The following is a 24,896-nucleotide window of genomic DNA, read 5'->3' on the forward strand; positions in this document are numbered from 1 at the left end:
TTCTTCGTCTCACCGCACCGTCGGCCGGTTGTTAGATATCTCTTCCCTATCAATCAACCAAACAGACACCATAAACGAAATTGGGAAATTAGTCCCTCTCGATCAACCTACATCCATTTTCAACCCTCACGATCGGCAGATGTACCATTTCGAACTTTTAGGCTACACCGCCCCCGTTGACAATAGCTCACTACGCTTTCGCGTCTATGCTCCCGAAACCTCCGATGCCGAGCTTGCGGAAAAAGTGGGGCGTTTTTACCTGCTTCTCTACCATGAGGTACACCAACATCTCCATTTCGATCACCCTTCCCAACAACCGGTTTCTGTTTGGCTCTCCCCCATAAACTATGCAAATGCCGATGTTGGCGGAGAACAGTTCCGAGATCAAATTTACATTTATAATATCTATGCCAAACGCTCTTCTATTGAATGGTGCCGCGAGCTTGCGCATGAATACGGTCACTACATTCTGCCAGGAGTAACCGGCTACACGGCCCCAGAACCGTGGGCAAACGGCGTGCTTGGCGAACGACTCTTCCTCTACTGGCTCTGGCGTGACGTGAAAAACGGCGAAATCCCTTTGTCGAGCCTCCCATTCTGTACCCGCGATGATCTCGAAGCCTATCTCAATCTCCAAATCTTCCCTCTCATCTCTCGCATCGCTTTCGCTCAACGCTTTTCCTCATCTTGGCTCTCACGCACAGATGCTGCAGGAATGGATAACTACACGGCTCTTTGTCTCTATATTGACGCCGTCTATGGAAGCCACACGCTCCTCGAAGCGATGGCCTTTACCGAACCTTCGACGACTAATCCACTGGTCACTGCACCCGATTTTATGAACGGATTCTATAAAGCCATGCAGAATCTCTCATCCATCACCATCTCAATGCCCCCAATTCCTCAACCGTTCCATCGTCTGTTGCTGTACCTTCCTGCAGGCCACTGGCACATATTGGGTAATATGGCTTGGCAGGTTGCCGATCCTAAACTGGTCATCAAAAACCATCTCCTCTTTGTACCGCAAGCGGGATGGCATGTAATTCGCTTCTCGACTCCACCCTCTTTAATCACCCTGACTCTCACGCGCCCATCAAGGTAAACTAAACGTATGCACTCTACTCAAAATTCATCTATGACGGCGACGCCCCGTTTTGTTCGACAGGAGATCATGGCTAGGATAGTGACGACCCAACGCATTGCGCAGAATGCGTTTGAAATGGTTTTCCACGCTCCGTCGATCGCTCAGACCGCACAGGCCGGACAATTTGTCGAAATCCTCTATGGACAAGACTACGCCCCTCTCCTTAGGAGACCTTTCAGCATCTATCGTGTAGACCGTTCGGAGGAGACCTTCAGCATCCTTTTTCTTGCCCGCGGCTCTTTCACCTCCGGCCTTTCCGAAAAACGGAAAGGGAGTCTTATCTCCATTATTGGCCCGCTGGGGCGTCCGTTTTCTTGGGATGTCTCACAGCCTAGACAACATATCCTGGTTGCCGGCGGTATCGGTGCCCCACCCCTCTACTTTCTGGCACAAACGCTCCACAACGAGCGCGCCTATCGCGAGGTTGGCGAGATTATAGTTCTCAACGGCGCCCGTACCCGAAGCCTTTTGGTAGGTCTCGTTGAATTTAGCCGTCTCGAAGTCCATCTCTATGCCCTTACCGACGATGGAACCCATGGCGAAAAAGGGCTTGTTACCGATCGCTTACGTACCCTCCTGGAGCAGCCCTCTCAATTACCACGCAGCCTCTATGCTTGCGGACCTACCCCTATGCTCAAAGCCGTTGCGGCCATCGCATATGAATTTAATGTGCCTTGTCAGGTATCTGTCGAAACGTCAATGCCATGCGGTATCGGGTTTTGTAACGGCTGCGTTGTTGCACAAAGAACCACTCAAGGGACACATTATGTACGTGCCTGTTGGGACGGCCCTGTCTTCGACGCAAATACGCTTGTTTGGTAGCCTATACCTAAGATGCCGGAGAATGTAAACATGAGCCAGGAATATCGTGGAACCGTTTTTGTTGAAATAAAAGAGCAGCAACTTACTCCTCTAGAGTCGAACGGTTGGGTCTCACCGCAAATACAGCTTCCCCTGCTTGCCGATCAGCTTATCCTCTCTTGGAATGTCATTATGCCGCCGCAAACCGGCATCTCCTTAGGAATCCGTGCCTTTTGCCACGATCATTGGACATCCTACTACACGGTCGCCCACTGGTCACAAAGCCCTCAGTACTTTCCGCGGCAGAGCGTTGCCGGCCAACACGACCGCGATGGAACTATGGATACGGATGTCCTTCGTCTCACCAGACCGGCTTCAAAAGCCCAACTTCGCCTCATCTATCGAGGAGTAGCCACGCCACAATGGCCCCTTCTTGCGCTGTGCGCCACCGATACTCAGGCTTCCTTCGACGAGCTACCGCCCTGTTCAGAAGCTTGGGGTACCGAACTGATTGTACCTGAAAAAACACAGCTCGGCTGGGACGGGGGCGCAGGGTGGTGTAGCCCAACCAGCACGGCCATGGTGCTGGCCTACTGGGCACACAAACGGCAACGCCCCGACCTCATGTATGATGTTCCGAATGTGGCCGCAGCCGTCTACGACCCTATATGGCATGGAACCGGCAACTGGCCGTTCAATACCGCCTTTGCCGGGGCGCACGCCGGAATCCGTGCCTACGTAGCACGTTTTAGCGATATCTACGAGCTTGAACGGTGGATTCTTGCCGGTGTTCCCCCAATCGTTTCTGTCTCCTACGATCTGCTTAAAGGAAAACCGGAAGCCCACGATGCTGGGCATCTTATGGTATGCATCGGCTTCACGAAAACAGGCGATCCCGTCTTCAACGATCCTTACTATCGTCCCGACCAGGGCGAAATGTGCCGGCGAGTTTTTCCTCGCTCGAACTTCCTAAGAGCTTGGAACCACTCTCACAAAACGGTCTACCTAATCTATCCTCAAGACCATCCAGTTCCGGAAGATCGTTTTCATCACTGGGCATCCCCAAACACCGGCTAGATCAAGCGTCTATTCATCGCCGAAGGCCCGATGCACAACACTTCGCGTAGCAGCGCCAACCGTACGCAATCGCTCTTCATCCGAAGCGAGATAGGCCAATTCGGCTTTGAAAGGCTCCGGGGTTACCGGCCCATCGTAGCCGATATGTCGCAGGGCACGCAGAAAGTTGGCAATATCAATAACTCCGGTCTCTCCAGGAAGCGCCCTCCGGTTGTCAATCTGCTCTTCACGGGGTATTCCGTCCGGTGCATCGTTGATATGTACATAGACCACATCCTTTTTGTGAAGCTTTCGTATCCCCTCAACAGTTCCTCCAGAGGTATACCAATGCCAACTATCCAGTAGCAATCCCACATTCGGCCCAATGGCTGCGGCCAATTCAAGCATCTTCTCCATCGTGTAAATGAAAGGATAACGATGATTCCTGCGTGAAGTTGCCGGACCGATGAACTCTAACCCTAAATGACACTCGGACTCTGCCAAAATCTGAGCGATGGGTTTGAAGCGCTCTATATGAAACCGCCAGTTCTCCTCAAATGTCAGTACGTCCGATGCAGGCGGCACCCATGTAGCCGTACGATGACAACCAATAGCGGCCGCAGCTTTCGCTAAGCGTGGGAGCTGAGCCAAGCCCTCCCGCCATTTTGCCTCCTCACCACGCCAGTCCACCGGCAACCCAAACGCGCCGGGGCGGATGGCGGCATGCGCAAACAGGCTTCTAACATAATCCGCTCCCTGCTTTTCCACAAGGTCGGCCACCTCAAAGGGGTTAAACTCCACCCCCTCGAACCCACCGATCCGAGCGGCCTCGATGGCCTCTTTCAAATTGGTAACGTGAACTCCGATAGCCCCCGGAGATAAACAGGTGAACATGTCTCTCTTAACCTCCCTTTGCTCTATTTGGTGGCGCACAAAAAAGCGTTAAACCTGCTACCTTAACCCTTATTTTGTAGAGGGAATCGGTGCCAGGATCGGTTATATAAAGCGTTCGCATATCTCTGCCCGCAAACTCTAGATTCGTCGGCCCTTCATCCCCCTCCCCATGGCTCACCGGTAGCTGAACTTTGCGGACGATCTGCCCCTTCCCATCTAACTCTAATACCCGATGCTGCCCGTAATGGGCGATCCATAAATGACCTTGCTTGTCTATAGCCATCCCATCTGGATGTCCGGGACCATCTGCATCAAGCGTCGCAAACACTTCCGGTAAGCTGAGATGTCCATCCTTGCGAACACGGAAACGAATAATTCTGTTTAAATTGTCCTCACAAACATAAAGCCATTTTCCATCTCCACTAAATGCTATGCCGTTAGGAAAAGCGAGACTATCGGCTACCTTTATCGCCTTGTGGGCCACAATGTCCACCCGATAGATAGCTCCGATGCGATGCGAAGCATCGGAGCCGGTGGGGTCGGTAAAGTAAAGATATCCCTTGGGGTCAAATGCGAGATCGTTCGGCCCTCGAAAAGGTTGCCCATCACACCGGTCCACTACAAGCTCCTGGTGTCCATCCGGATAGATACGTATAATGGCATTTCTTTCAAAATCACACGCGAAAAGAGAGCCATCTCGGAAGAACGTCATACCGTTCGTCTTGAGGAACGTAAAAGGCTTATCCCCATTGTGGTTTGCACGATAGGCGATCTCTACCTGCCCATCGGCGCTTATCCTGGTAACGTAATCCGCAGCACAGTTCGAGCAGTAGATATTTCCGTGTCCATCGTAAGCGGGTCCTTCGGGAAACCTAAAACCGGATGCTACAAGCACTAAGTCCGGATCGGCAGGAACAACAGTCTCTTGAACGTCCACAGCGCTTGCTGAGGTATAGCAAAAAATACTAAGGCATACCGTCAGCCATATCCCACCCACTCCCCTCTTATCCCGCGCAATGAGCATGATGCACTTCCCTTCTCGAAAACGTATTTATATTTCAGCGAGAACCGCAGATATTCCTGCAACCCACAAGCTGAAAGCTCTCTATGGAACAAGAAGATACTATCGCTGCAGTTGCTACGGCTATGGGCGAATCGGCCATCGCCATCGTCCGCCTCTCTGGCATAGCGGCTATACCTATTGCTCAACAAGTTTTCCGCGGAAAGCGTAAGGAGAATATTACCCTCCTTCCAGGCTATACAGTTCGCTTCGGTCACTTTGTTGATCTGCATGGCGAGACCATAGATCAGGGACTGCTTACCCTCTTTCGCTCTCCCCACTCCTATACCGGTGAAGATATGGTGGAACTGTCGTGTCATGGAGGGCGTGCCATTGTCAGTCGCCTCCTGGAAACACTGCTTCAGCATGGTGCACGTTTGGCCGAACCCGGTGAATTTACCCAACGGGCCTTTTTCAACGGCAAACTGGACTTAGCCCAGGCAGAAGCGGTGGCCGATCTCGTTAAGGCGAAAACGGAACGGGCACGTCGTGTGGCGCTCAATCAACTCGAAGGCAAGTTGTCGGAAGTTATTCATCGTTTGCGTTCCGACATCATCGGGGCTTTAGCAGCCGTTGAGGTAACCATTGACTACAGCGATGAAGTAGGAGAGCTTGATTACCCAGAACTTGAGGGTCGTTTAGCCCACATCTGCCAACAAGCTCTCTGCCTTGCCAACACCGCCCACTACGGACGGATTCTGCGGGAAGGTATGCGCGTGGCCCTTATCGGTCCTCCGAACGCAGGCAAATCTTCCCTCTTAAACCAACTGCTCCAAACAGAACGTGCCATTGTAACCCCTATCCCCGGCACAACACGAGACCTCATAGAGGAATCGCTATCCATCAACGGTATTCCAATCGTGCTTACCGATACAGCGGGACTGAGAGCCACTGCCGATCCCATCGAGCGCATTGGGATAGACCTTGCCTTAAAAACTGCCGAGCAGGCCGATCTTCTGCTCTTTATCGTAGATGCATCCGACTTATCCTCCCTGAATACCCTCTCTCCACTTCCTGCCGTAGAGAGTAAAGACCGACCAGCCCTCTTTTTACTCAACAAAAAAGACCTCGTCACTAACGACGTGCTCGAACAAGCTGCCAACTTGGTGCGCCAAAAGTTTCCTCATGTCACCGACATCATCCCGATCTCGGCCCTCACCGGAGAGAACATCGAGCTGCTTCGAGATAAGCTGCAGCAGATAACGACCTCAAGCCTATATGGAGACACCGAAGGGGTTATGATCACCTCGACCCGTCATTCTCAAGCGCTTCAAGAGGCCGTTCATCACCTGCAAGAAGCTCTCACCACAACACATCAACGACTTCCTGGCGATTTCATTGCCCTAGACCTGCGAGAGGCTCTAAACGCCCTGGGTCAAATCACCGGCGAAACGGTAGACGACGAGATCATCCATCGTATTTTTCAAGACTTCTGCGTTGGCAAATAGATCGACTCGCTATTGGCTTTCTTGACCACTATGCGGTAAAGTGTTATAACCCACACCAAAGGTTGTATGGTTCTTATGTTTCCAACAACACCACGAAAACTGAAAACCGCTATTCGCCTGCTTGGAAGCGAGAACTGGCATGCGCATACTTGGGCCACCGCAGCTTTGCAACATGCCGACCATCTAGCCTATCCACTACTTCTAGCGGCTGCATCTGCAACAACGCCAAGCCCCCGTGCCATCTATGCAGCACTCATTCTCCATCAACTTGGCTATCCGGAAGGCGGTCAACATCTCATGCGACTTATTGACCGTCCCTTTATCCGTGAAAGTAGCTGCGCTCCTTTGCTTCGTCATGCCGTTTTGAAAACAGTGGGTTCAACACCCTTTCTTCAAAAACTGGCCACAGCCCTTGCACAGCTCGAACAGCGTCCCGATCTTTCACGTCCGCTTGCCCACTTTCATCATAATGCGCAAATCCTACTTTTTTTGCGATCGGAGTTACCCCTCTCCCTACTTCATCGTGCGCTTCTGGTGCGTGCCATCGGAGGCGAAAATCTCTCCATTGTCCGCCTAGTTTTAGACGAAGCCGGTGAACCGAATTTGGAACACATTAGCCTTGTCCGAAGAGATTCTGTCGCCCTTCTCATCAGCTCGACCACGCAAGAGCACGCCCTGCAAATCTTTACAAACTGCCTACTTCACCCAAATCCCGCCGTGCAGCTCACCACCATGTTTGGCCTAAAGCTCCTAAAGCAAGCCCATGCTATCAACGCGCTATATCCCATTGCCCATGATCCGTCTAGCCCCGTCCGTGAAGATGCGCAAAACCTCATCCGTTATCTTAATCCACAAAAATCCGATCCCTTCGTGCTCCTTCGCCCCATAGATGAGGAACGCTTCGCTCGCTCCTCCCTATTACGCGCCTCCAAAACGCAGCCGTCCGAACTCCTCCGACCTCTCTTTCCCGCCCACAACCCATCCGAAAGGAGCGCCCATTGAACACAACCTACCGACTCTGTGCCATAGACCTCGACGATACGCTTCTGAATTCAAACCATGTTCTGTCCGATACAAATCGAAGAGCGGTACAGCGCGTCGCCCAAAAAGGGGTCATCGTAATAATCGCTTCTGGACGAATGCACGAAACCACCCTGCCAACCGTTCACACCCTAGGGCTTCAAACACCGGTTATCAGCTACAACGGAGCCATGATCCGTAACCCTGTTACCGGTGAGACCTGGCTCAACGAAACCGTCCCGCCTGACCTGGCCGACGAGATACGAACATTCGCAAGGGAAAACCACTTTCAATTGAACTACTATCTTGACGATCATATCTACTCCGCCGAACGCACCCCTTGGATGGAGCTGTATCAACAGCGAACCGGGGCCCGATTTGAAATTCTTCCGGACTTCTACGAACGCCTCAAAGGAACCGCCCCTACAAAACTGATCATCGTGACCCACCCTGCCACCGTTCAAGAGTTGTTACCTATTATGCAACAACGTTACCAAGGGCGCCTTACTGTCATGCGTAGCAACGCAGAGTATCTTGAGTTTCTACCACTAAACGTAAATAAAGGAAAAGCCCTCTCCGTCGTGGCCGAGCGACTTGGCATTCCCGCCGAACAGACGATCGCTATCGGAGACAGCTGGAACGATATCGCCATGTTACAATGGGCTGGGCTTGGCATCGCCGTTGCCAACGCCAAACCGGAAGTGAAAGCGGTAGCAAAACGCATCGCGCCTTCATGCGACCAAGACGGTGTGGCGGTTGCCCTTACAGAGATATTCCAAATCGAGGAACACAAAGCATGAGCTACCTAAAACCGATTGATGGCTCCAAAAAAATCCAACTACACGACATAGACCCTTCCTATCATGCCGGTCTGGATAAAGACGAGGGAGAAAAGCGCTCGGCACAACTTCTGGCCGAACTCTCCGAACTCCAAGAACTGCTCTATGCTGCAAGTACCCACGCGGTTCTCATCGTGCTGCAAGGTATAGATACAGCCGGTAAAGACGGAACCATCCGTCACGTTTTTTCTAGTGTTAGCCCTCAAAGCTGTCGCGTCGCCTCCTTCAAAGTACCGACTGCCGAAGAGGCAGCTCACGACTTCCTGTGGCGAGTTCACAAACAAACACCGGCAAAAGGGACAATGGTCATTTTTAATCGCTCCCACTACGAAGATGTTCTCGTCGTTCGTGTTCACAAGCTCGTGCCGGAAACGGTATGGCGTGCACGCTACGGGCAGATAAACGCCTTTGAACAGCTCCTGGCCTCAAATAACACGCTCATTCTCAAATTCCTTCTCCACATCAGCAAAGAGGAGCAAGAACAACGTCTGCGCGATCGCGAAAAAGACCCCACAAAAGCCTGGAAGCTCTCGGTCGCCGATTGGAAGGAACGGGAACTTTGGGACGACTATCAAAATGCTTTTGAAGATGCAATTAACCGATGCGCAGCACCTCACGCACCCTGGTACGTCGTACCTTCCAACCATAAGTGGTTTCGCAACTTGGCCATTGCCGAAACGTTGGTGGAAACCTTGCGCCCTCTGCGCCAAGAGTGGGTAAAACAGTTGGAAGCTCGTGGCAAAGAGGAACTTGCCCAAATTAAGGCTTACCGAAAGGATCAAGATGCCTCCTAGCACACGAACGTTAACCCTTTCAGAGTTCCGAACCTACCTCACAAATCTGCTTGAAGCGGATGCCCTCTTTGTTGCGGCTACGCTCAAAGGCCAAGACGGTATCAACATCACCGATCCAAACGGCTCTGCCCTCGTCCATCCGGTACGGATTAAAGAACAAAAATACTTTCAGTTCGCCTATCATAACTTTCAAAAGGTAACTCACCGCAATCTGCCTCTTTTCGAGGCAGTCGAGCACCTTATCGAGCTACTTCGCAAATCAAACGGCCGGCTGAATATTCGTACTACCCAAAGCGATGAGCAGGTTGTGCTCCTGCCGGAAGGCCATGTGAGGCTCACCACGCGCCCGACAAACCGTCGCCCGTCCCCCCTAACTCATAATCGAGCTAAAAACTATATCTTGCAAGAGGGTCAATATCTGCCGTTTCTCCATGCACTTGGGATCATGACCCACTCAGGGCAGGTGGTTCTCTCCCGCTACGACAAATTCCGCCAAATCAATCGTTTTCTTGAAATCGTTCATGACATCATCGAACACCTTCCTAAACAGGGGCCACTGCATATCGTGGATTTTGGTGCAGGGAAGGCCTATCTTTCCTTTGCCCTCTACCACTATTTTCATTCGGTTCTAGGGCGCGAAGTCTACCTGTATGGTATAGAACAAAAACCCGATCTGGTTGCTTTTTGCCAACAGCTTGCGGAAAAGCTGCAGTGGCCAGGCCTCTCGTTCGTTTGCAGCTCCATAGAATCGTTTGAGTTAGATACCCCCATTGACCTCGCCGTTAGCCTTCATGCCTGCGATACCGCCACAGATGATGCCATCGCCAAAGCGGTGCGGTGGAACGCAAAGGTCATCCTCGCTGCCCCCTGTTGCCAAAAGGAACTCTACCGACAGCTTAACGCTGAGGAGTTACAACCTATGCTGCGTTATGGGGTGATCCGGGAACGCCTTACCGGACTGGTAACCGATACACTGCGCGCAGCCCGCCTCGAGGCTGCCGGCTATGCTGTACAGATTCTAGAGTTTATTGAAACGGAGCATACCCCTAAAAATCTTCTCATACGCGCGATTCGATCGCCTCACATCAATCGTAAAAAGGCCATACAGAGTTACCAACAGCTGCGAGATTTTTGGCACGTGATCCCCCGCATCGAAAAAAACCTGCCCCTGCCCGATAGGCCTCCATCAGAGATGACGGCACCTTAGATCGCCGAATCACGTATAAGGTATACTAGAAAGTTGATTGTGCCGTGTTATGCCCGTTAACTCCATTTCTCTTAACCTGCTACTACGTGGCATCGTACCGTAAGGTCGAACGCGGAAACAACGCGGTGTGCCCCGCCCCGCCAATCTACCCTTATGAGGAAATAGCGAAACAATGGCATTGCCTGGTTTTCTGAAAAGATTAATAGATAATAATGAGCGTGAGGTTGCGCGCTATTGGAAAGTCGTCGAACAGATCAATGCCCTCGAACCTGTTTACGAGAAATACACAAATGAGGAGCTTCGCGCCAAAATTAACGAGTTCCGTCAACAGGTTCAGGAGGAGTATCGAGAAAAGCGCGCTGCCGCTGAACCTAGCTGGCGAAACCTTACCGATCAGCAAATGCGCGAAGCCGATCGTAAAATCTACGATCCTATCCTCGACAAAATACTCCCCGATGTGTTCGCCATCGTGCGGGAAGCCTCTAAGCGAACCCTCGGCATGCGCCATTTTGATGTCCAACTGATCGGGGGAATGGTTCTGCACGATGGGCGTATCGCGGAAATGAAAACCGGGGAAGGAAAAACCCTGGTGGCTACCCTTCCACTTACGCTGAACGCTCTGCTCGGCAAGGGCGTTCATCTTGTTACCGTGAATGACTATCTCTCTCGCCGAGATGCTGTTTGGAACGGCCCCATCTATCATCTCCTTGGCCTGAGCGTCGGCATCATCCAAGGACAATCCCCCGAAACCGGCGAAGAAGGCGGCTCTTTTCTTTACGACCCCGATTACGATGACCCCGACCCCCGCTACAAGTACTGCCGGCCCATAACCCGCGCAGAAGCCTACCTTTGCGACATCACCTATGGAACCAATAATGAGTTCGGTTTTGACTATCTGCGCGATAATATGGCCTTTAGTAAGGAAGAACTGCGTCAACGCGAACTCCACTATGCTATCGTGGATGAAGTAGACTCCATCCTGATTGATGAGGCACGCACCCCGCTTATCATTTCGGGCATGGTTCAGCAACCTACCGAAATGTATTACAAGATAGATAGCATTGTGCGCAAAATGCGCCGCGGCATTGATGACCCAAAACGGGATAAAGATAACCCTAATGCCGATAAGCATAACCCCAATATCCATTATGTGGTAGACGAAAAGCAAAAAACGGCAACCCTTACCGACGCCGGAGTCGCCTTTGTGGAGCGTGAGCTTGGAATTAAAAATCTCTCCGAACATCCCGAGATTATGCACTATCTCCAGGCGGCGCTGAAAGCCCATGGCGTCTTTAGAAAAGATATTGACTATGTGGTGAAAACCATTAACGAAGAAGACGGCCCCGAAATCATTATCGTGGACGAAAACACGGGCCGCTTAATGTTCGGACGGCGCTATTCCGACGGGCTACATCAGGCCATCGAGGCCAAAGAGGGCGTGAAAGTAAAAAGCGAAAGCCAGACCTTGGCCACTATCACCTTCCAAAACTACTTCCGCCTCTACTCCAAACTCGCCGGAATGACGGGCACAGCCAAAACGGAGGAAGAGGAGTTCCGCAAGGTCTACGGTCTCGATGTGGTCGTGGTCCCCACGAACCGTCCCATGATCCGCATAGACCACCCCGACGTTATCTACAAAACCGAGGAACATAAGCTGCGTGGCATCACCGCGGAGATTCTGCGGGTCTACTGCAAACAACAACCTATCCTCGTCGGCACACGCTCCATCGAGATGAGCGAGCGTGTCAGTCAGCGCATAAGCCCATCCAATCTCTCCCTTCTGTGCATGATCGAGGTAGCCCGTGAAGCACTTGAAAAGAACAAGACAATAGACGCCGAGAAAAAACGTAACTATGTCGTCTTGCTGAACACTCCCCTACCGCAGCTTTCCATGGGGCGCCTCAAGCCTCTTCTGAAAGAGTTGGGTATTAACGAAGACCCTCTCTCCCCAGAGAACATGAACACCATCGCTCGACTCTTTCAAATCGAGGATTCAGGTCTTGAACGCCTAGAAGAGGCTCTAACGCATGGCATCGGCCACAACATTCTCAACGCCAAATACCACGAAAAAGAGGCTCTCATCATTGCAGAGGCAGGACGCAAAGGCGCCGTCACCATCGCAACCAATATGGCAGGGCGAGGGGTTGACATCTTGCTTGGCGGCAAGCACATCCATCAAGCTCTCCCCACAGTAGATGGCAGCCTCCGCTCGCTGACACAGGCAGAAAAGATCGCCGAGACAGAACAGTCAAAGGAGACCTCCGAAACCGCCGAAGAGGAGCAGAGCTATCGCCGATACGGAAATCCGGCCGTCCTTGAAGCGGTAACCACGGGTGCTCTTACCGACGAAGAACACAAACGCGCCGCCGATGAAGTACGCGCGCTTGGTGGCCTGTTCATACTTGGCACCGAACGCCATGAAAGCCGGCGAATAGATAACCAGTTGCGAGGCCGTGCCGGACGCCAAGGAGACCCTGGCGAAAGCCGCTTCTATGTCTCCCTCGAAGATGAACTTTGGCGTCTCTTCGGTGACCGTTTTAATTCACCGCTCCTCCGCGGGTGGGAAGAGCATCTCCCAATGGATGCAAAAGTCTTCTCGAAGCTCATCGAGCGTACGCAAAAGAAGGTCGAGGAGCACTATTTCGAGATTCGCAAGAACACGCTGAACTATGACGATGTCATGAACCGGCAGCGCGACGTAATCTACAAAGAGCGACGCCGCATCCTTGAAGGGGTCGATCTCAAAGAGACCATTCTCCACTACATCCGCACAAATATTGAGGATGCCGTATATGCCTACTGCTCACCAGAAGCCCCTGCGGAAGAGTGGGATATCGAAACCCTCTATAACGAGCTGAACGAATATTTCATGCTCTATCCCGAAATCACCGAAGAACAGCTTCGCGGTAAACGCCAGGAAGAGATGATCGAGATGATCTACAACCACGTCGTGGGTGTGTACGAGGCACGAGAAAAGGAGTTGGCCGAACTTCAGGGCGACCCGAATGCCATGCGCCAACTGGAACGCTTCCTTGCGCTGCGAGCCATCAACGATCGTTGGATGGAGCACCTTGCAAATATGGACTATCTCCGTGAAGGCATCGGCCTTCGCGGCTATGAACAGATCGATCCCCTCCTCATCTATCAGAAAGAGGCCTTTGAGGAGTTCGAGCGCATGCAGCAGGCTATTCAAGACGACATCGTGCGCAACATCCTCCGTATCCAAGTGGTCGTCGAGCCACAACAGCCTACTTTCGCCCCCGTCGTCCCCATTATCCCGCTGCCGGAAGAGCTTCCGAAGCCTAAATATAGCGGCATCACCAACATCGCAGAAAACGCGACAGCCCGAAATGGTAATCTCCTCGCCACGAAAGACACTCCGCCACCGGGCTGGAAAGGTGGGCGTAACGATCCTTGCTGGTGCGGAAGCGGCCTAAAATACAAAAAATGCCACGGTAAAAACGCCTAGGAGGTAAACAAGATGAGTGCAGAAGCAATGCCCCAACCACTACAGACCGGTGATAAGATCATAGATTTCGAGCTGCCAGATGCCCACGGACGACTCTACTCCACCGCAGAGCTAAGAAAGCAAGGGCTTCTGCTCCTCTTTATCTTTAAAGTTGGTTGCGGCACCTGCAAATACTCGGCCCCTTTCATTCAGCGACTGCATCGCCAGTACGCCGAAGGCTCCGATGGGAAATTCACCGTCCTCGGTGTTTCCCAAGACGATGCGCCGGCCACCGAAGCCTTTGCTAAGGAGCATGGCGATCTCACTTTTCCAATCGTCCTCGACAGCAACCTCGATGTTGCCGAGTGGTATAACCTTATCGGAGTGCCAAACCTCTATCTTTTAGGCCCCGAAGAAACCATCCTTTATGCAATTCCCGGCCATTTCAACCAGGCCGGTTTTAATGAGCTTGCAAAACGCGCCGCCGAAGCGACAAATAAGCCCTACACGCCCATTGTCCTTCCAGAAGATGATGCCCCCTCCATAAAACCTGGCTGAGGCTCCAAGCGCCGCCCTAGGTCTGGGGCGTAGATTATCTTCTATCCCTCTTGCAGAACACAGGAACTTTTAAGCGAGTTCCTGTGTTCTTGTGTTATAAATATGCCGCTATCATAGGGGTGGCTATGTTCGCTTTTCACTAGTCCTCCCACTCTGCCGATGTGTATTCAAAGGAGAAGATACTATGCGCCAACTTCGTGATCGCGTCTGCTCATGCTGTACCGCCGTCATCGGCCTCGTCATCAGTCTAGTCTTTGCCCTTCCCGCGTCCGCCCAGGTATCTGTACTTACTCAACACAACGATATCTATCGTTCTGGCACAAATCTAAACGAGACCATTCTCAATACCTCAAACGTAAACGTCCACAAATTTGGTAAGCTCTTCACGCGTCATGTGGATGCAGAAATATATGCCCAACCCCTCTATGTACCCCATCTGCTCATCCCAGGAAAAGGCATCCACAACGTCGTTTTCGTTGCAACGATGAATAATAGCGTCTATGCCTTCGATGCAGACGACCCCAACCAATCGGCATCGCTTTGGCAAGACAATTTTGGCCCACCCGTCCCCGCTTCCGATGTACAGTGCTGTTGTACCGATATCTCCGTCCGCGTTGGCATCCTCAGCACACCCGTCATCAATCCGAATACCAATCTCATGTACCTAGTTAGCCGCAACAAAAACCCGGATGGCACCTATCACCAATGGCTGCACGCTCTTGACATTACCACCGGTCAAGAACGCCTGAACGGGCCCGTCGAAATCAAGGCTTCCTATGGCAACCTAACCTTCGATCCAAAGATTCAAAACCAACGTCCGGCCCTCCTCCTCTATCGTGGTGCCGTCTACATTTCATGGGCGTCTCACAACGATTGCGGCCCCTACCACGGCTGGATCGTCGCTTACGATGCATCGAATCTGCATCAAATCGCTACCTACTGCGATACGCTAAACGGTACAGAAGGAGGTATATGGCAATCCGGTCAGGGACCTACTGTTGGTCAGGATGGCAATATCTATATCATGACGGGCAACGGCACCTTCGATGCCAACACGGGTGGCCCCGACCTAGGCTGCAGCTTCATTAAGCTTAGTCCTGCCATCCCAAATCAGGGTGGCCTCAAAGTACTCGACTGGTTTACTCCCTACAATGTAGATAGTCTTAACGCCGCCGATCTCGATCTCGGCTCTTCCGGTGTACTCGTTATCCCCGGCACCCCTTACATTCTCGGCGGAGGAAAACAGGGCGTCTTCTACCTCCTAAATATCCATAACCTCGGTCACTTCAACCCAAGCGGGGATACCCAAATCGTGCAGAGTTTTCAGGCCGGCAATGGGCACATACACGGCTCACCCGTCTACTACAATAGCCCGGTGAACGGCCCGTGCATCTATGTCTGGTCAGAAGAGGACTACTTGAAAGTCTTTGCCTTCAAAGGCACATACTTCAATGCAACCCCTATCGCCTATAGCCCTAACCGCGTGCCAGATGGTATGCCCGGAGCCATGCTCTCTATCTCGGCAAACGGGCAAAAACCGGGTACAGCGATCATTTGGGCATCTCACCCTTATCAAGGTAACGCCAATAATGCCGTGGTGCCTGGCATCCTTCAAGCTTTCGATGCCAACAGCATTTCGGTGGATAACCAAGGTATCCCCCGTCTTAAAGAGCTATGGAACAGCAGAATGAACGCCAATCGCGATGATATCGGCAAATTTGCTAAGTTCTGTTGTCCTACCATCGCTAACGGCAAAGTCTATATGGCCAGCTTCGGTGCACCGAACGATCCCATTGGAGCAGGACAACTTGTTGTCTATGGCCTTCTCGACTCCGTTCGTCCTACCGCCCCCTCCTCCCTAACTGCTTCTGTGGGCGATCAACAACTCGCCCTCTCTTGGACCCCCGTCTCCAATGCAGATAGCTATAATATTTATCGAGGCACGGCACCAGGGCAGGAAACACTCTACAAGCAAAATGTCACTCAAAACTATTTCACCGATATCGGGCTTCAAGACGGTATAGTCTACTACTATCGTGTCACTGCACAGAATAACGGTGGCGAAAGCCCTCCTTCCAACGAAGTGGCTGCCAGCCCGCAGCTAGGCCATGGCGGTACCAAAACACTCTCTCCTATCGCCGATGCCTATACGTGTGCAGGCATCTACGCAAATCAGAATTTTGGCGCAGCTCAAAATTTGAAAGTTAGCAACGACTCTCCAAACGATACCTGCTATACTTTCCTCAAATTCGATCTCTCTGGTCTATCCACACCTCTGAGCGGCGCCTTACTTACTCTCTTTGGTTCCAGCCAAAACGGTAAGGCAACTCTTGTAACCGCACGAGTCCTCTCGAGCAACACATGGGGTGAGCGAACAATAACCTGGAATAATATGCCGTCGCTTCTCTATCCTTTTGCCAATGCGCGAATCTGGCCGAAAGACCAATACTGTCACTGGGATGTTAGCCCCTACTTCTTAAAACAGGTGGCTGCCAACATTAAACAGTTTTCCGTAGCTCTCACCCCCTATCGCGGTCTAACAGATGTCATGGCGAATTTCTACTCCCGCGAGGCTGGGGTCAACCCGCCGTTCCTTACCGTCTGTAGCCCAGGAGGCCCTCCCGCGGCACCTACCGAGTTGGCAGCCAATGCCGACATCCTGAAGGTCAGCCTCCAATGGGACTCCATCGGGGGAGCCTCTAGCTACAGCATCTATCGCGCTACCGCCTCAGGTGCCGAAACTCTCTACCAAACCGGCCTCACCTCCACCACTTTCTCCGATACAAATGTACAGGCAAATATAACCTACTACTATCGAGTTGCCGCCGTCAACAGTTTTGGTCAAAGCGCGCTCTCAAATGAGGCGAGCGCAAGCCCGCTTCCCAAAATACTTCCGGACTATCCCACCGGCTTTAGCAGCGCAGGCAACATCGTTCTGAATGGTGGCGCCACCTTTGATGACACCCGTCTGCAACTCACCAACAGCGCAACCTACTTTGAAGCGAGCAGCGCTTTCTTTAAATATCTGGTGGACGTACGGAAGTTTCATAATCACTTCACTTTCCAAATTCAGAACGCCCAAGCCGACGGTTTCACCTTCACCATTCAAAGCGATGGGCCGACGGCTATAGGTCTTGCCGGTGGATCTCTGGGCTATGAAGGCATTAACAACAGCGTGGCTATAAAGTTCGATCTCTACAATAATAGCGGAGAAGGTACCGACTCTACAGGCCTTTATACGAATGGAGCACCTCCTACCGTACCTGCTATTGACCTCACCAATACCGGCATCGATCTCCATAGCGGCCATATCTTTGCCGTAGATATGGTTTACGATGGCATCACGCTCCAAGTCACCATACGCGATACCCAAACCTCTGCCACTGCCACACAGTCCTATCAAATAGATATACCTAACACCATCGGAAGCCCCATTGGCTATGTGGGCTTTACCGGAGGAACGGGTGGGCTTACTGCCACTCAAGAGATACTTACATGGACATATACCGTGCCATAAATGCCGAATCCATAGTTCCTTAAGGAGGTGAATGAGAGATGCAAGAGTGGACGACACCGGATTTCGAGGAGATCAGCGTCAACGCGGAGTGCTCTGCCTACGTACTATGTGAAGAGGACTAGCGTGTTGTCATAGATAAGGAAGCGATAGAACTTATAGGCAACTATCGCTTCCCCCTAAATCATTCTCACCTTGTAGCAAAACTATGCATGTACGACTGTTAGGAACCGCTGCTGGCGGCGGCTTCCCGCAATGGAATTGTGCCTGCCCTTACTGCTCTAAGACACGTTCCGAGCCAAACACCGCCAAGCCACGCACACAATCTTCGGTGGCTGTGAGCGCTGATGGAGAGAACTGGTTTCTCTTGAATGCTTCGCCAGACATCACACGCCAGATCGAAGCCTTTCCTAAGCTTCACCCCCATCCGGCGAGGCATACCCCCATTCAAGGGGTTTTGATCACGAACGCCGATCTCGACCACACCCTTGGTCTCTTCCTACTGCGAGAACACTCTCCGATGGTTCTCTATACCACCCCAACCACGCGCCAGACACTAACCGAAGGCCTTGGCCTTGAACGCATTCTTAGTCCCTACACCCAGCTCTTATGGCGTCTCCTTCCTCATACCCCTCAACCGCTTTCATTGGTCAACAAGTCGCCATCCGGTCTTCTGATCCAGGCCATCCACCTACCTGGAAATCCCCCTCGCTATTGGCATAAAGTAAGCAAGGTTTCAGTAGGGCACACTGTAGGCCTCTCTCTAACCGATGTTCAAACCGGTGGACGCCTTCTCTATCTCCCCGACCTCCCGTACTGGCCGGGCTCGTTAACGGCAGAATGTGCCCATTGCGACCTCCTCCTTGTAGATGGAACCTTCTGGGACGAACAAGAGATGATCGCCTTAGGCTTTAGTACCCGAACTGCAACCCAAATCGGCCATCTTCCCATTTCCGGCCCTAGGGGTAGCCTTTCCCGTCTCATGGAGCTTCAAACGCGTTATAAGGTCTACGTGCACATCAATAACACAAATCCCATTCTTATCCCCAGATCCAAGCAACGCCAACTTGTGGAATCGGCCGGATGTCTGGTTGGAGAAGATGGCATGGAGTTCATTCTCTGAAGACGAAGGAACAAAATATGATGACAGAAATTTGGAACAGAGACACTTTTCTACAGCGCTTACGCGAGATCGGTAAGGGCCGTTACCACCATCTCCATCCTTTCCATATGGCTATGAACGCCGGCCAACTCTCTCCAAGTCAGATTCGTGGCTGGATAGCCAACCGCTTCTACTATCAGCAGAATATCCCGATCAAAGATGCTGCCATTCTCTCCAATTGTCCAAGGCCAGAAATCCGTCGCATCTGGATTCATCGTATTTTGGACCATGATGGTCAAACCGAAGGGGAAGGTGGCATTGAAGCATGGCTTCGATTGGGAGAAGCTGCCGGTCTATCGCGGGATGATCTCTGGAGCCATCGCTACCTCCTGCCAGGAGTGCGATTTGCCGTAGATGCCTACGTCAACTTCTGTCGCACCCAGCCCTGGCCAATTGCGGTGGCCTCCTCCCTCACGGAGCTTTTCGCCCCCGACCTCATGCAAGAGCGACTCGTAGCCTTTGAGAAACACTATACCTGGATCGCCCCTGATGGACTAGAGTATTTCCGAGCGCGGCTCACGCAAGCTCGGCGCGATTCACGTGAAGGCCTCGAGCTAACGCTTACCCACTGCAACACTCATGAACTGCAGAAAAAAGCCGTTGAGGCCCTCGCCTTTAAATGTGACCTTTTGTGGGCCATGTTAGACGCCATTCAACTCGCGTACGGTGGTGCAATGAAATCGCAAGGAGAGGAAAAACGAAGTGATACCCTGTAACTCATTACCACCGAATGTCATTCCTAAACTTGCCCCTTATGCCCGCCTCCAACAAGATCGGGTAACGGGGAAGATGGCTCTCGTCTACCCGGAAGGCGTGCTTCTTTTAAACGACACCGGGGCGGCCATTCTCAGGCTCTGCGATGGCCATACTGACCTCGCCACGATCTGCTCACAACTCGGTGAACAGTACTCCGTATCGGCCGATAACCTTCTCGCGGATGTACAGACCTATCTTCATCGCCTTTATCAGCGAAACCTTATTCGCTTCGACGGCGAACCACCATCATGCGATCAAAAGCGACCATGATCCCCCGTCCCTTTGGCCTTCTAGCCGAACTCACCTACCGGTGTCCGCTCCACTGCCCTTACTGCTCTAATCCGGTACGCTATCCTACCGCACAACCGGAGCTAGACACAGACGAGTGGATACGTGTCTTCCAACAGGCAGCCGATCTGGGTGTTCTGCACGCCCTCCTCTCTGGAGGGGAACCTCTACAGCGCAAAGACATCGGCACGCTGATTGCGGCAGCCCATGATGCCGGTCTCTACACCAATCTCATCACCAGTGGAGTAGGCCTGACTCCTTCCAGTGCAAAGCGACTTAAATTGGCCGGGCTTGATAACGTTCAAATTAGCTTTCAGGCCGACGATCCGGTTCTCGCCAACAGCATCGCCGGCACCAATGCCTTCCGTTTAAAACTCCTGGCCGTTCGAGCCGTTCAAGAAATAGACCTTCCCCTAACCCTGAATGTGGTGCTTCACCGTTTTAACATCCATCGCATCCCCCAAATCATCGAATTTGCGGTTAGCCTCCAGGCCAAACGCTTAGAGCTGGCGAATACCCAATACTACGGCTGGGCTTTCAAAAATAGGAAAGCTCTGTTGCCGTCCTTTCAACAGATCGAGGTTGCCGCTCAAGTGGTGGCAGAAGCACGAAAAACCTACCAAAACCGCATCGAGATACTCTACGTTCTTTCTGACTACTATAGCCCACGTCCAAAACCCTGTATGAACGGCTGGGGACGGCGTTATATCTGCGTAAATCCCATTGGCGATGTCCTCCCATGCCCTACCGCCTATGAAATACCTAATCTAACCTTTGATAATGTGCGAGCGCATTCCCTCCAATGGATATGGGAACACTCCGAGGCATTCAACTGCTTCCGAGGCACTGAATGGATGCAAGAGCCGTGCTGTAGCTGCCCCTACAAAGAAATAGACTTCGGTGGTTGTCGCTGTCAAGCAGCCCTGCTAACAGGCGATCCTTCGGTAACCGATCCCGTCTGCGAACTTTCTCCCCATCATCCGCTTCTTGAACAGCAGTTGCAAGTCTCAACTCCCCCGCTATCGCCGATGGAAGAAATGAAGGATAAAATGAGTTATCGCGTCTACCCCTAGTCTAGAGAGGAGCCTATGTTGCGTTCAAAAGTGCTACTTATTCTCTTTCTTCCTCTCCTGTTGGCTTTTCAAGAGCCACAGGAGGGAACTGAAACCCTTCCGCATAACCCCTCAGGCCATCCACGCTACCGGGTGACCGATCTCGGACTTATCTCAACTGCAACAGACAACATCGGTCCAGCACTCAATCAAGAGGGTGCGGTAACAGGCTGGCATCCTAACCAACTTAACGAGCACCCCACAGCTTGGCTTTGGCATAAAGGGCAGCTTAGAATATTGGGCGGGCTGCCAAACTATCCCGATACCTATGCAGCAGCCATCAACGACAGACTGCAAGTCGTGGGCATCGCCCGTTCAACGCAGGACATCCGTTTTATGCGTCCCTTTCTATGGGACGGAGAATCCGTACACGATTTAGGTGGGCTGGGAGGCTCCTTCGGTGCCGCCTTAGACATCAACGCACATGGAGACATTGTGGGGTTTAGCCAACTTGCCTCCGGCTTCACACACGCCTTTTTTTACCATAACGGCAAAATGCGAGACCTAGGCACCCTGCCCAACGGGGATTTTAGCATCGCCGAGGGAATAAACGACCATAATGCCGTTGTAGGGATATCCAACAACGCTCCAAAAGCCTCTAGCAGAGCCTTCTTGTATGCGCAAGGAACAATGAGTGATCTTGGCCTCCTTCCGGGTGGCGCCTTTAGCCATGCCCACGCCATCAACAATGCGGGGGTAGTTGTCGGTTGGGCTTCTACAGCAGATGGGGATATCCACGCCTGCCTTTGGAAAAATCATAAAATCGTTGACCTCGGTACCCTAGGCGACTCCCCCTCAACAGCATGGGGCATTAATGCACAAGGACAGATCGTAGGCTCTTCTGCCGACCGCTACCAACATCAACACGCTTTTCTTTGGGAAAATGGGCACATGGAAGACCTAAACAGCTTCATCCCCTCAAACTCTGGCTGGATACTTCAGCGCGCCTTTCGTATCAACGATCGGGGGCAGATCGTGGGAATCGGGCGCTTTGGCGGGGAAACCCACGTCTTTTTGTTGACCCCTGTGGCTAACAGTTCGCAAGCGGCCTTAGCTCCAAACTTCCAACTTACGGATATACAAGGCCATTTGCATTCGCTGTATGACTATCGTCACAACCCTCTAGTGCTCTTCTTCTTTTGCGGCTGTCAGTGGTGCCACGAATGCGCCCGCGCTTGGGCAGCAGTTCAGCAAAGCGATCACTTTCCACCATCTTGCCTTACCCTCATCGTCTTCGCCGGCTCGTCAAACGACGCAAGGACATTCTTGCAGGAAACACAACTCGATACCAAACATACCCTCATCCTGCCCGATCCAGCTATGCGGGTCGCCCTACGTTACAAGGCACTGGTATGCCCACGTGTTTTTATCCTAAACAAGGAACAGCAGATCGTCTACACAAACGATCACGACACGGATGCTCCTCGAAAAGCCACGGGGACAACGATCGCACTAAATGCGCTCCAAGCCGTTCAGCAATTAACCAAGGAGGCACACTAAATGCGTCTCCTACGAACCTCTCTCCTGCTGGCTGCTCTGCTCATAGCATTGCCCCTCACCGCACTTCCACTACCATCTGGCCTCGTGGTGCTATCTCCAAACCATCCCCCCTCTAATGTCTCAACCCATGACTTTGGAGCTGTAGACCCACTCCAGATCAAAACGCTGAGATGCACCTTCCGCCTGCACAATAATGCGACGGTTCCCATTACTATCGAACAGATTCAACCTTCTTGTGGCTGCACATCCACCCTCCTCTCCCCAACCTCAGAGTCTAAAGGGAAGGCAACTATCGCTCCAAACCAAACTGTCATTCTCAGCGCCAACATCCAAGTAGACCATCTCAATCCAGGAGACTTTATCAAATACATCTATGTGTTTATTGAAGACGATCTAGCTCCGACGGTTACCTTGGAGATGAAAGGCAAGGTACTGCCGCTCGCCGAATTCGATCCACCGGTTGTGGATTTCGGCACCGTCGCTTTTGGGTGTTCCCACACCCAAGTGCTTAAGATTCGCATAGACGATAGGTTGTTGAAAAGATCGCGCCAACCGCTGCTGCTTCGCACGAAGTTGTCTTCATCACCTACACCCTCAGATCGGCAACCAAGCTTATCCTTTATCAAAACCGCCCTAATTTCCAATCCCCATCCGATCAAGTGGCATGACCATACCGCTATGGAGACGTCTTACCAAGTGACTCTAGAACCCTACGCACCACTAGGACCGCTTCAGGCCATTCTCTACGGGGCGATACCATCCCTGTCCAATACCCTCGCATGCAACACGGTCACTCTCAAAGCCAACGTCATAGGCTCTTTTCAATGCGAACCCCGTGTTATCGTGCTAGGCTCCGTCTTTCAGGGACTTACAGCTTACGATCAGACCATCCTCAAAACGACTCGTCCCGACTTATGGCAAGGGCTTACCATTCGCACCTCCGCCCCCTACCTTAAGGCCTGGCTCGTGCCTCTTCCGACATCGGCAGCCTCATCTCCTCTGCCATCAACACGTACTTTACAGGTTCAACTGACCTCTAAGGCGCCTGCCGGAGCGCTTACCCTCTATGTTTTCGTATATGCCACCGATCGCGAGCAGATGGATATACCCGTCTATGTCAACGTAACGCCGAGACGCCGTAACTAGTCCAAGCCTCATCCATCCTCTCTCTTCACCGAACGCGAGTGTGTGCGTATAGTAGAGATGGGTATAACCCCATCAGGATGGTTCAGCCCTGCCTGCTTCTGCTTTTTATCGGCGGCCAACTTTAATTTGGCGAGTGCACATCCCTCGCACACTCTGCAAACGCTTCCCTCTTTCCAAAACGCCCGCACCATACGCCAAATATAGCTAGCCAGATAGAGCGCTGCCGCACCAACGATTCCAAACGTCAAAATCTGCTGCCAATTCATTTAACGTACCCCCCAACCGAACAACAGTCCCACATGGTACACAGAAAAAGTAACTATCCATGCCAGTGCTGTCATGTAGGCGATCTGGAAGAGAGGCCATTTCCAGCCGTTAGTCTCTTTCCTTACAACGGCTACCGTAGACATGCATTGCATCGCGAGAACGTAGTAGATCATCAAGCACACTGCCACCAAGGGCGTAAACACGTGTTTGCCCGTCGTAGGGTCAACGTCGGCCTGCATCCGCCTACCGAGGTCGGCCTGCCCTGCACTGGAATCCGTATCGGCCACATTGTAGATGGTGCCCATTGTCGAAACAAACACCTCACGGGCAATAAACGAAGAGACGATGCCCGCCCCCATTTTCCAGTTGAAACCTAGAGGACGTATTGTCGGCTCGATCAGGCGGCCAAGCTGCCCTAGATAGCTTTTCTGGAGCGCCTGATCCGGTGTGAGGCGCGGGTACTTAGGATAGCTTGAGAGGAACCAAACGACGATGGCTACCGAGAGTATTACCGTGCCGGCCCTACGCACAAACAGTCCGGCGCGTTCCACCATTTGAATGGCAGCCGCTTTCACACTCGGCAGCCTATAGGGCGGCAACTCCATGAGGAATGTGGGTGATACTCCCTTTAAGAGGGTTTTATGAAACAGCCAGGCCATGCCGAAAGCTGCCGCCATCCCCAAAAAGTAGAGCGAGATAAATGTGGCTGCAGGTAGGGTTAAAAGCGTGACCGACCCGATTCCGAACACCCGCCGATTGGGGATGAAAGCGCTTGTCATCAAGAGGTAGACAGGCAAGCGCGCCGAACAGGACATTAGAGGCGCCACCAGGATCGTGATCAGGCGCGCCTTTCTATCTCCAATGGTGCGTGTAGCCAGAATC

Annotated in this window: 21 protein-coding genes; 17 read left to right on the top strand and 4 right to left on the bottom strand. The window is 52.2% G+C overall.

Annotation, left to right across the window (positions count from 1 at the left end; genetic code table 11):
* The first annotated feature begins 139 nt into the window (after positions 1-139).
* The 3 genes from VKV29_RS08395 to VKV29_RS08405 all read left to right on the top strand — a co-directional run bounded on the left by VKV29_RS08395 (position 140) and on the right by VKV29_RS08405 (position 3,022).
* Complete coding sequence (locus VKV29_RS08395) at positions 140-1,102, top strand: hypothetical protein (protein WP_324200857.1); 963 nt, start codon at positions 140-142, stop codon at positions 1,100-1,102.
* A gap of 69 nt (positions 1,103-1,171) precedes the next feature.
* Complete coding sequence (locus tag VKV29_RS08400; RefSeq protein WP_324200858.1) at positions 1,172-1,966, top strand: dihydroorotate dehydrogenase electron transfer subunit; 795 nt, start codon at positions 1,172-1,174, stop codon at positions 1,964-1,966.
* A 30-nt stretch (positions 1,967-1,996) separates the two neighbouring features.
* Entirely contained in the window at positions 1,997-3,022 is a 1,026-nt protein-coding gene (locus tag VKV29_RS08405; protein ID WP_324200859.1) for a C39 family peptidase, read from the top strand.
* Positions 3,023-3,031: 9 nt separating this feature from the next.
* Here VKV29_RS08405 and VKV29_RS08410 read toward each other — a convergent pair whose 3' ends face one another.
* Positions 3,032-3,895, bottom strand: coding sequence for a sugar phosphate isomerase/epimerase family protein (locus VKV29_RS08410; protein ID WP_324200860.1), 864 nt, complete (start codon positions 3,893-3,895; stop codon positions 3,032-3,034).
* A 7-nt stretch (positions 3,896-3,902) separates the two neighbouring features.
* A complete protein-coding gene (locus VKV29_RS08415) occupies positions 3,903-4,919 on the bottom strand; it encodes an SMP-30/gluconolactonase/LRE family protein (RefSeq protein ID WP_324200861.1) in 1,017 nt (338 codons plus the stop codon).
* 83 nt (positions 4,920-5,002) lie between these two features.
* Here VKV29_RS08415 and mnmE point away from each other — a divergent pair, with 83 nt between their 5' ends.
* The 14 genes from mnmE (at position 5,003) to VKV29_RS08485 (ending at position 23,747) form a co-directional block, all read left to right on the top strand.
* Positions 5,003-6,403, top strand: a complete 1,401-nt coding sequence (gene mnmE, locus VKV29_RS08420; protein WP_324200862.1) for a tRNA uridine-5-carboxymethylaminomethyl(34) synthesis GTPase MnmE — start codon at positions 5,003-5,005, stop codon at positions 6,401-6,403.
* 75 nt (positions 6,404-6,478) lie between these two features.
* Complete coding sequence (locus VKV29_RS08425) at positions 6,479-7,405, top strand: hypothetical protein (RefSeq protein WP_324200863.1); 927 nt, start codon at positions 6,479-6,481, stop codon at positions 7,403-7,405.
* Positions 7,402-8,223 carry a Cof-type HAD-IIB family hydrolase gene (locus tag VKV29_RS08430; protein WP_324200864.1) on the top strand — a complete coding sequence of 274 codons (822 nt, stop codon included), beginning with the start codon at positions 7,402-7,404 and terminating at the stop codon, positions 8,221-8,223. The genes VKV29_RS08425 and VKV29_RS08430 overlap by 4 nt, the downstream gene beginning before the upstream one ends.
* The gene (locus VKV29_RS08435) at positions 8,220-9,056 is read left to right on the top strand and encodes a PPK2 family polyphosphate kinase (protein ID WP_324200865.1); all 837 of its coding nucleotides are present in this window, start codon (positions 8,220-8,222) and stop codon (positions 9,054-9,056) included. The genes VKV29_RS08430 and VKV29_RS08435 overlap by 4 nt, the downstream gene beginning before the upstream one ends.
* Positions 9,046-10,263, top strand: coding sequence for an SAM-dependent methyltransferase (locus VKV29_RS08440; protein WP_324200866.1), 1,218 nt, complete (start codon positions 9,046-9,048; stop codon positions 10,261-10,263). Before VKV29_RS08435 ends, VKV29_RS08440 begins: the two co-directional genes overlap by 11 nt.
* A gap of 178 nt (positions 10,264-10,441) precedes the next feature.
* Complete coding sequence (gene secA / locus VKV29_RS08445) at positions 10,442-13,732, top strand: preprotein translocase subunit SecA (RefSeq protein WP_343217354.1); 3,291 nt, start codon at positions 10,442-10,444, stop codon at positions 13,730-13,732.
* A 12-nt stretch (positions 13,733-13,744) separates the two neighbouring features.
* The gene (locus tag VKV29_RS08450) at positions 13,745-14,269 is read left to right on the top strand and encodes a TlpA disulfide reductase family protein (protein ID WP_324200868.1); all 525 of its coding nucleotides are present in this window, start codon (positions 13,745-13,747) and stop codon (positions 14,267-14,269) included.
* Positions 14,270-14,453: 184 nt separating this feature from the next.
* On the top strand, positions 14,454-17,786 hold the full coding sequence (locus VKV29_RS08455) for a DUF7594 domain-containing protein (protein WP_324200869.1): 3,333 nt from the start codon (positions 14,454-14,456) through the stop codon (positions 17,784-17,786).
* A 205-nt stretch (positions 17,787-17,991) separates the two neighbouring features.
* Positions 17,992-18,906, top strand: coding sequence for a pyrroloquinoline quinone biosynthesis protein PqqB (gene pqqB / locus VKV29_RS08460; RefSeq protein WP_324200870.1), 915 nt, complete (start codon positions 17,992-17,994; stop codon positions 18,904-18,906).
* A 20-nt stretch (positions 18,907-18,926) separates the two neighbouring features.
* Positions 18,927-19,661, top strand: a complete 735-nt coding sequence (pqqC, locus tag VKV29_RS08465; protein WP_343217355.1) for a pyrroloquinoline-quinone synthase PqqC — start codon at positions 18,927-18,929, stop codon at positions 19,659-19,661.
* On the top strand, positions 19,648-19,971 hold the full coding sequence (gene pqqD, locus VKV29_RS08470; RefSeq protein ID WP_324200872.1) for a pyrroloquinoline quinone biosynthesis peptide chaperone PqqD: 324 nt from the start codon (positions 19,648-19,650) through the stop codon (positions 19,969-19,971). Before pqqC ends, pqqD begins: the two co-directional genes overlap by 14 nt.
* Positions 19,950-21,062 carry a pyrroloquinoline quinone biosynthesis protein PqqE gene (pqqE, locus tag VKV29_RS08475; RefSeq protein ID WP_324200873.1) on the top strand — a complete coding sequence of 371 codons (1,113 nt, stop codon included), beginning with the start codon at positions 19,950-19,952 and terminating at the stop codon, positions 21,060-21,062. The genes pqqD and pqqE overlap by 22 nt, the downstream gene beginning before the upstream one ends.
* A gap of 15 nt (positions 21,063-21,077) precedes the next feature.
* Positions 21,078-22,601 carry a redoxin domain-containing protein gene (locus tag VKV29_RS08480; protein ID WP_324200874.1) on the top strand — a complete coding sequence of 508 codons (1,524 nt, stop codon included), beginning with the start codon at positions 21,078-21,080 and terminating at the stop codon, positions 22,599-22,601.
* On the top strand, positions 22,602-23,747 hold the full coding sequence (locus tag VKV29_RS08485; RefSeq protein WP_324200875.1) for a DUF1573 domain-containing protein: 1,146 nt from the start codon (positions 22,602-22,604) through the stop codon (positions 23,745-23,747). It abuts the gene before it with no gap.
* 8 nt (positions 23,748-23,755) lie between these two features.
* Here VKV29_RS08485 and VKV29_RS08490 read toward each other — a convergent pair whose 3' ends face one another.
* Both VKV29_RS08490 and VKV29_RS08495 read right to left on the bottom strand, forming a co-directional pair.
* Entirely contained in the window at positions 23,756-24,013 is a 258-nt protein-coding gene (locus VKV29_RS08490; RefSeq protein ID WP_324200876.1) for a hypothetical protein, read from the bottom strand.
* A partial coding sequence (locus VKV29_RS08495; protein WP_324200877.1) for a nucleoside recognition domain-containing protein occupies positions 24,014-24,896 on the bottom strand: 883 nt, incomplete at its 5' end. It lies immediately after the preceding gene.

This window comes from Chthonomonas sp. (genome assembly GCF_035294165.1).
In the GTDB taxonomy this organism is placed as follows: Bacteria; Armatimonadota; Chthonomonadetes; order Chthonomonadales; family Chthonomonadaceae; genus Chthonomonas.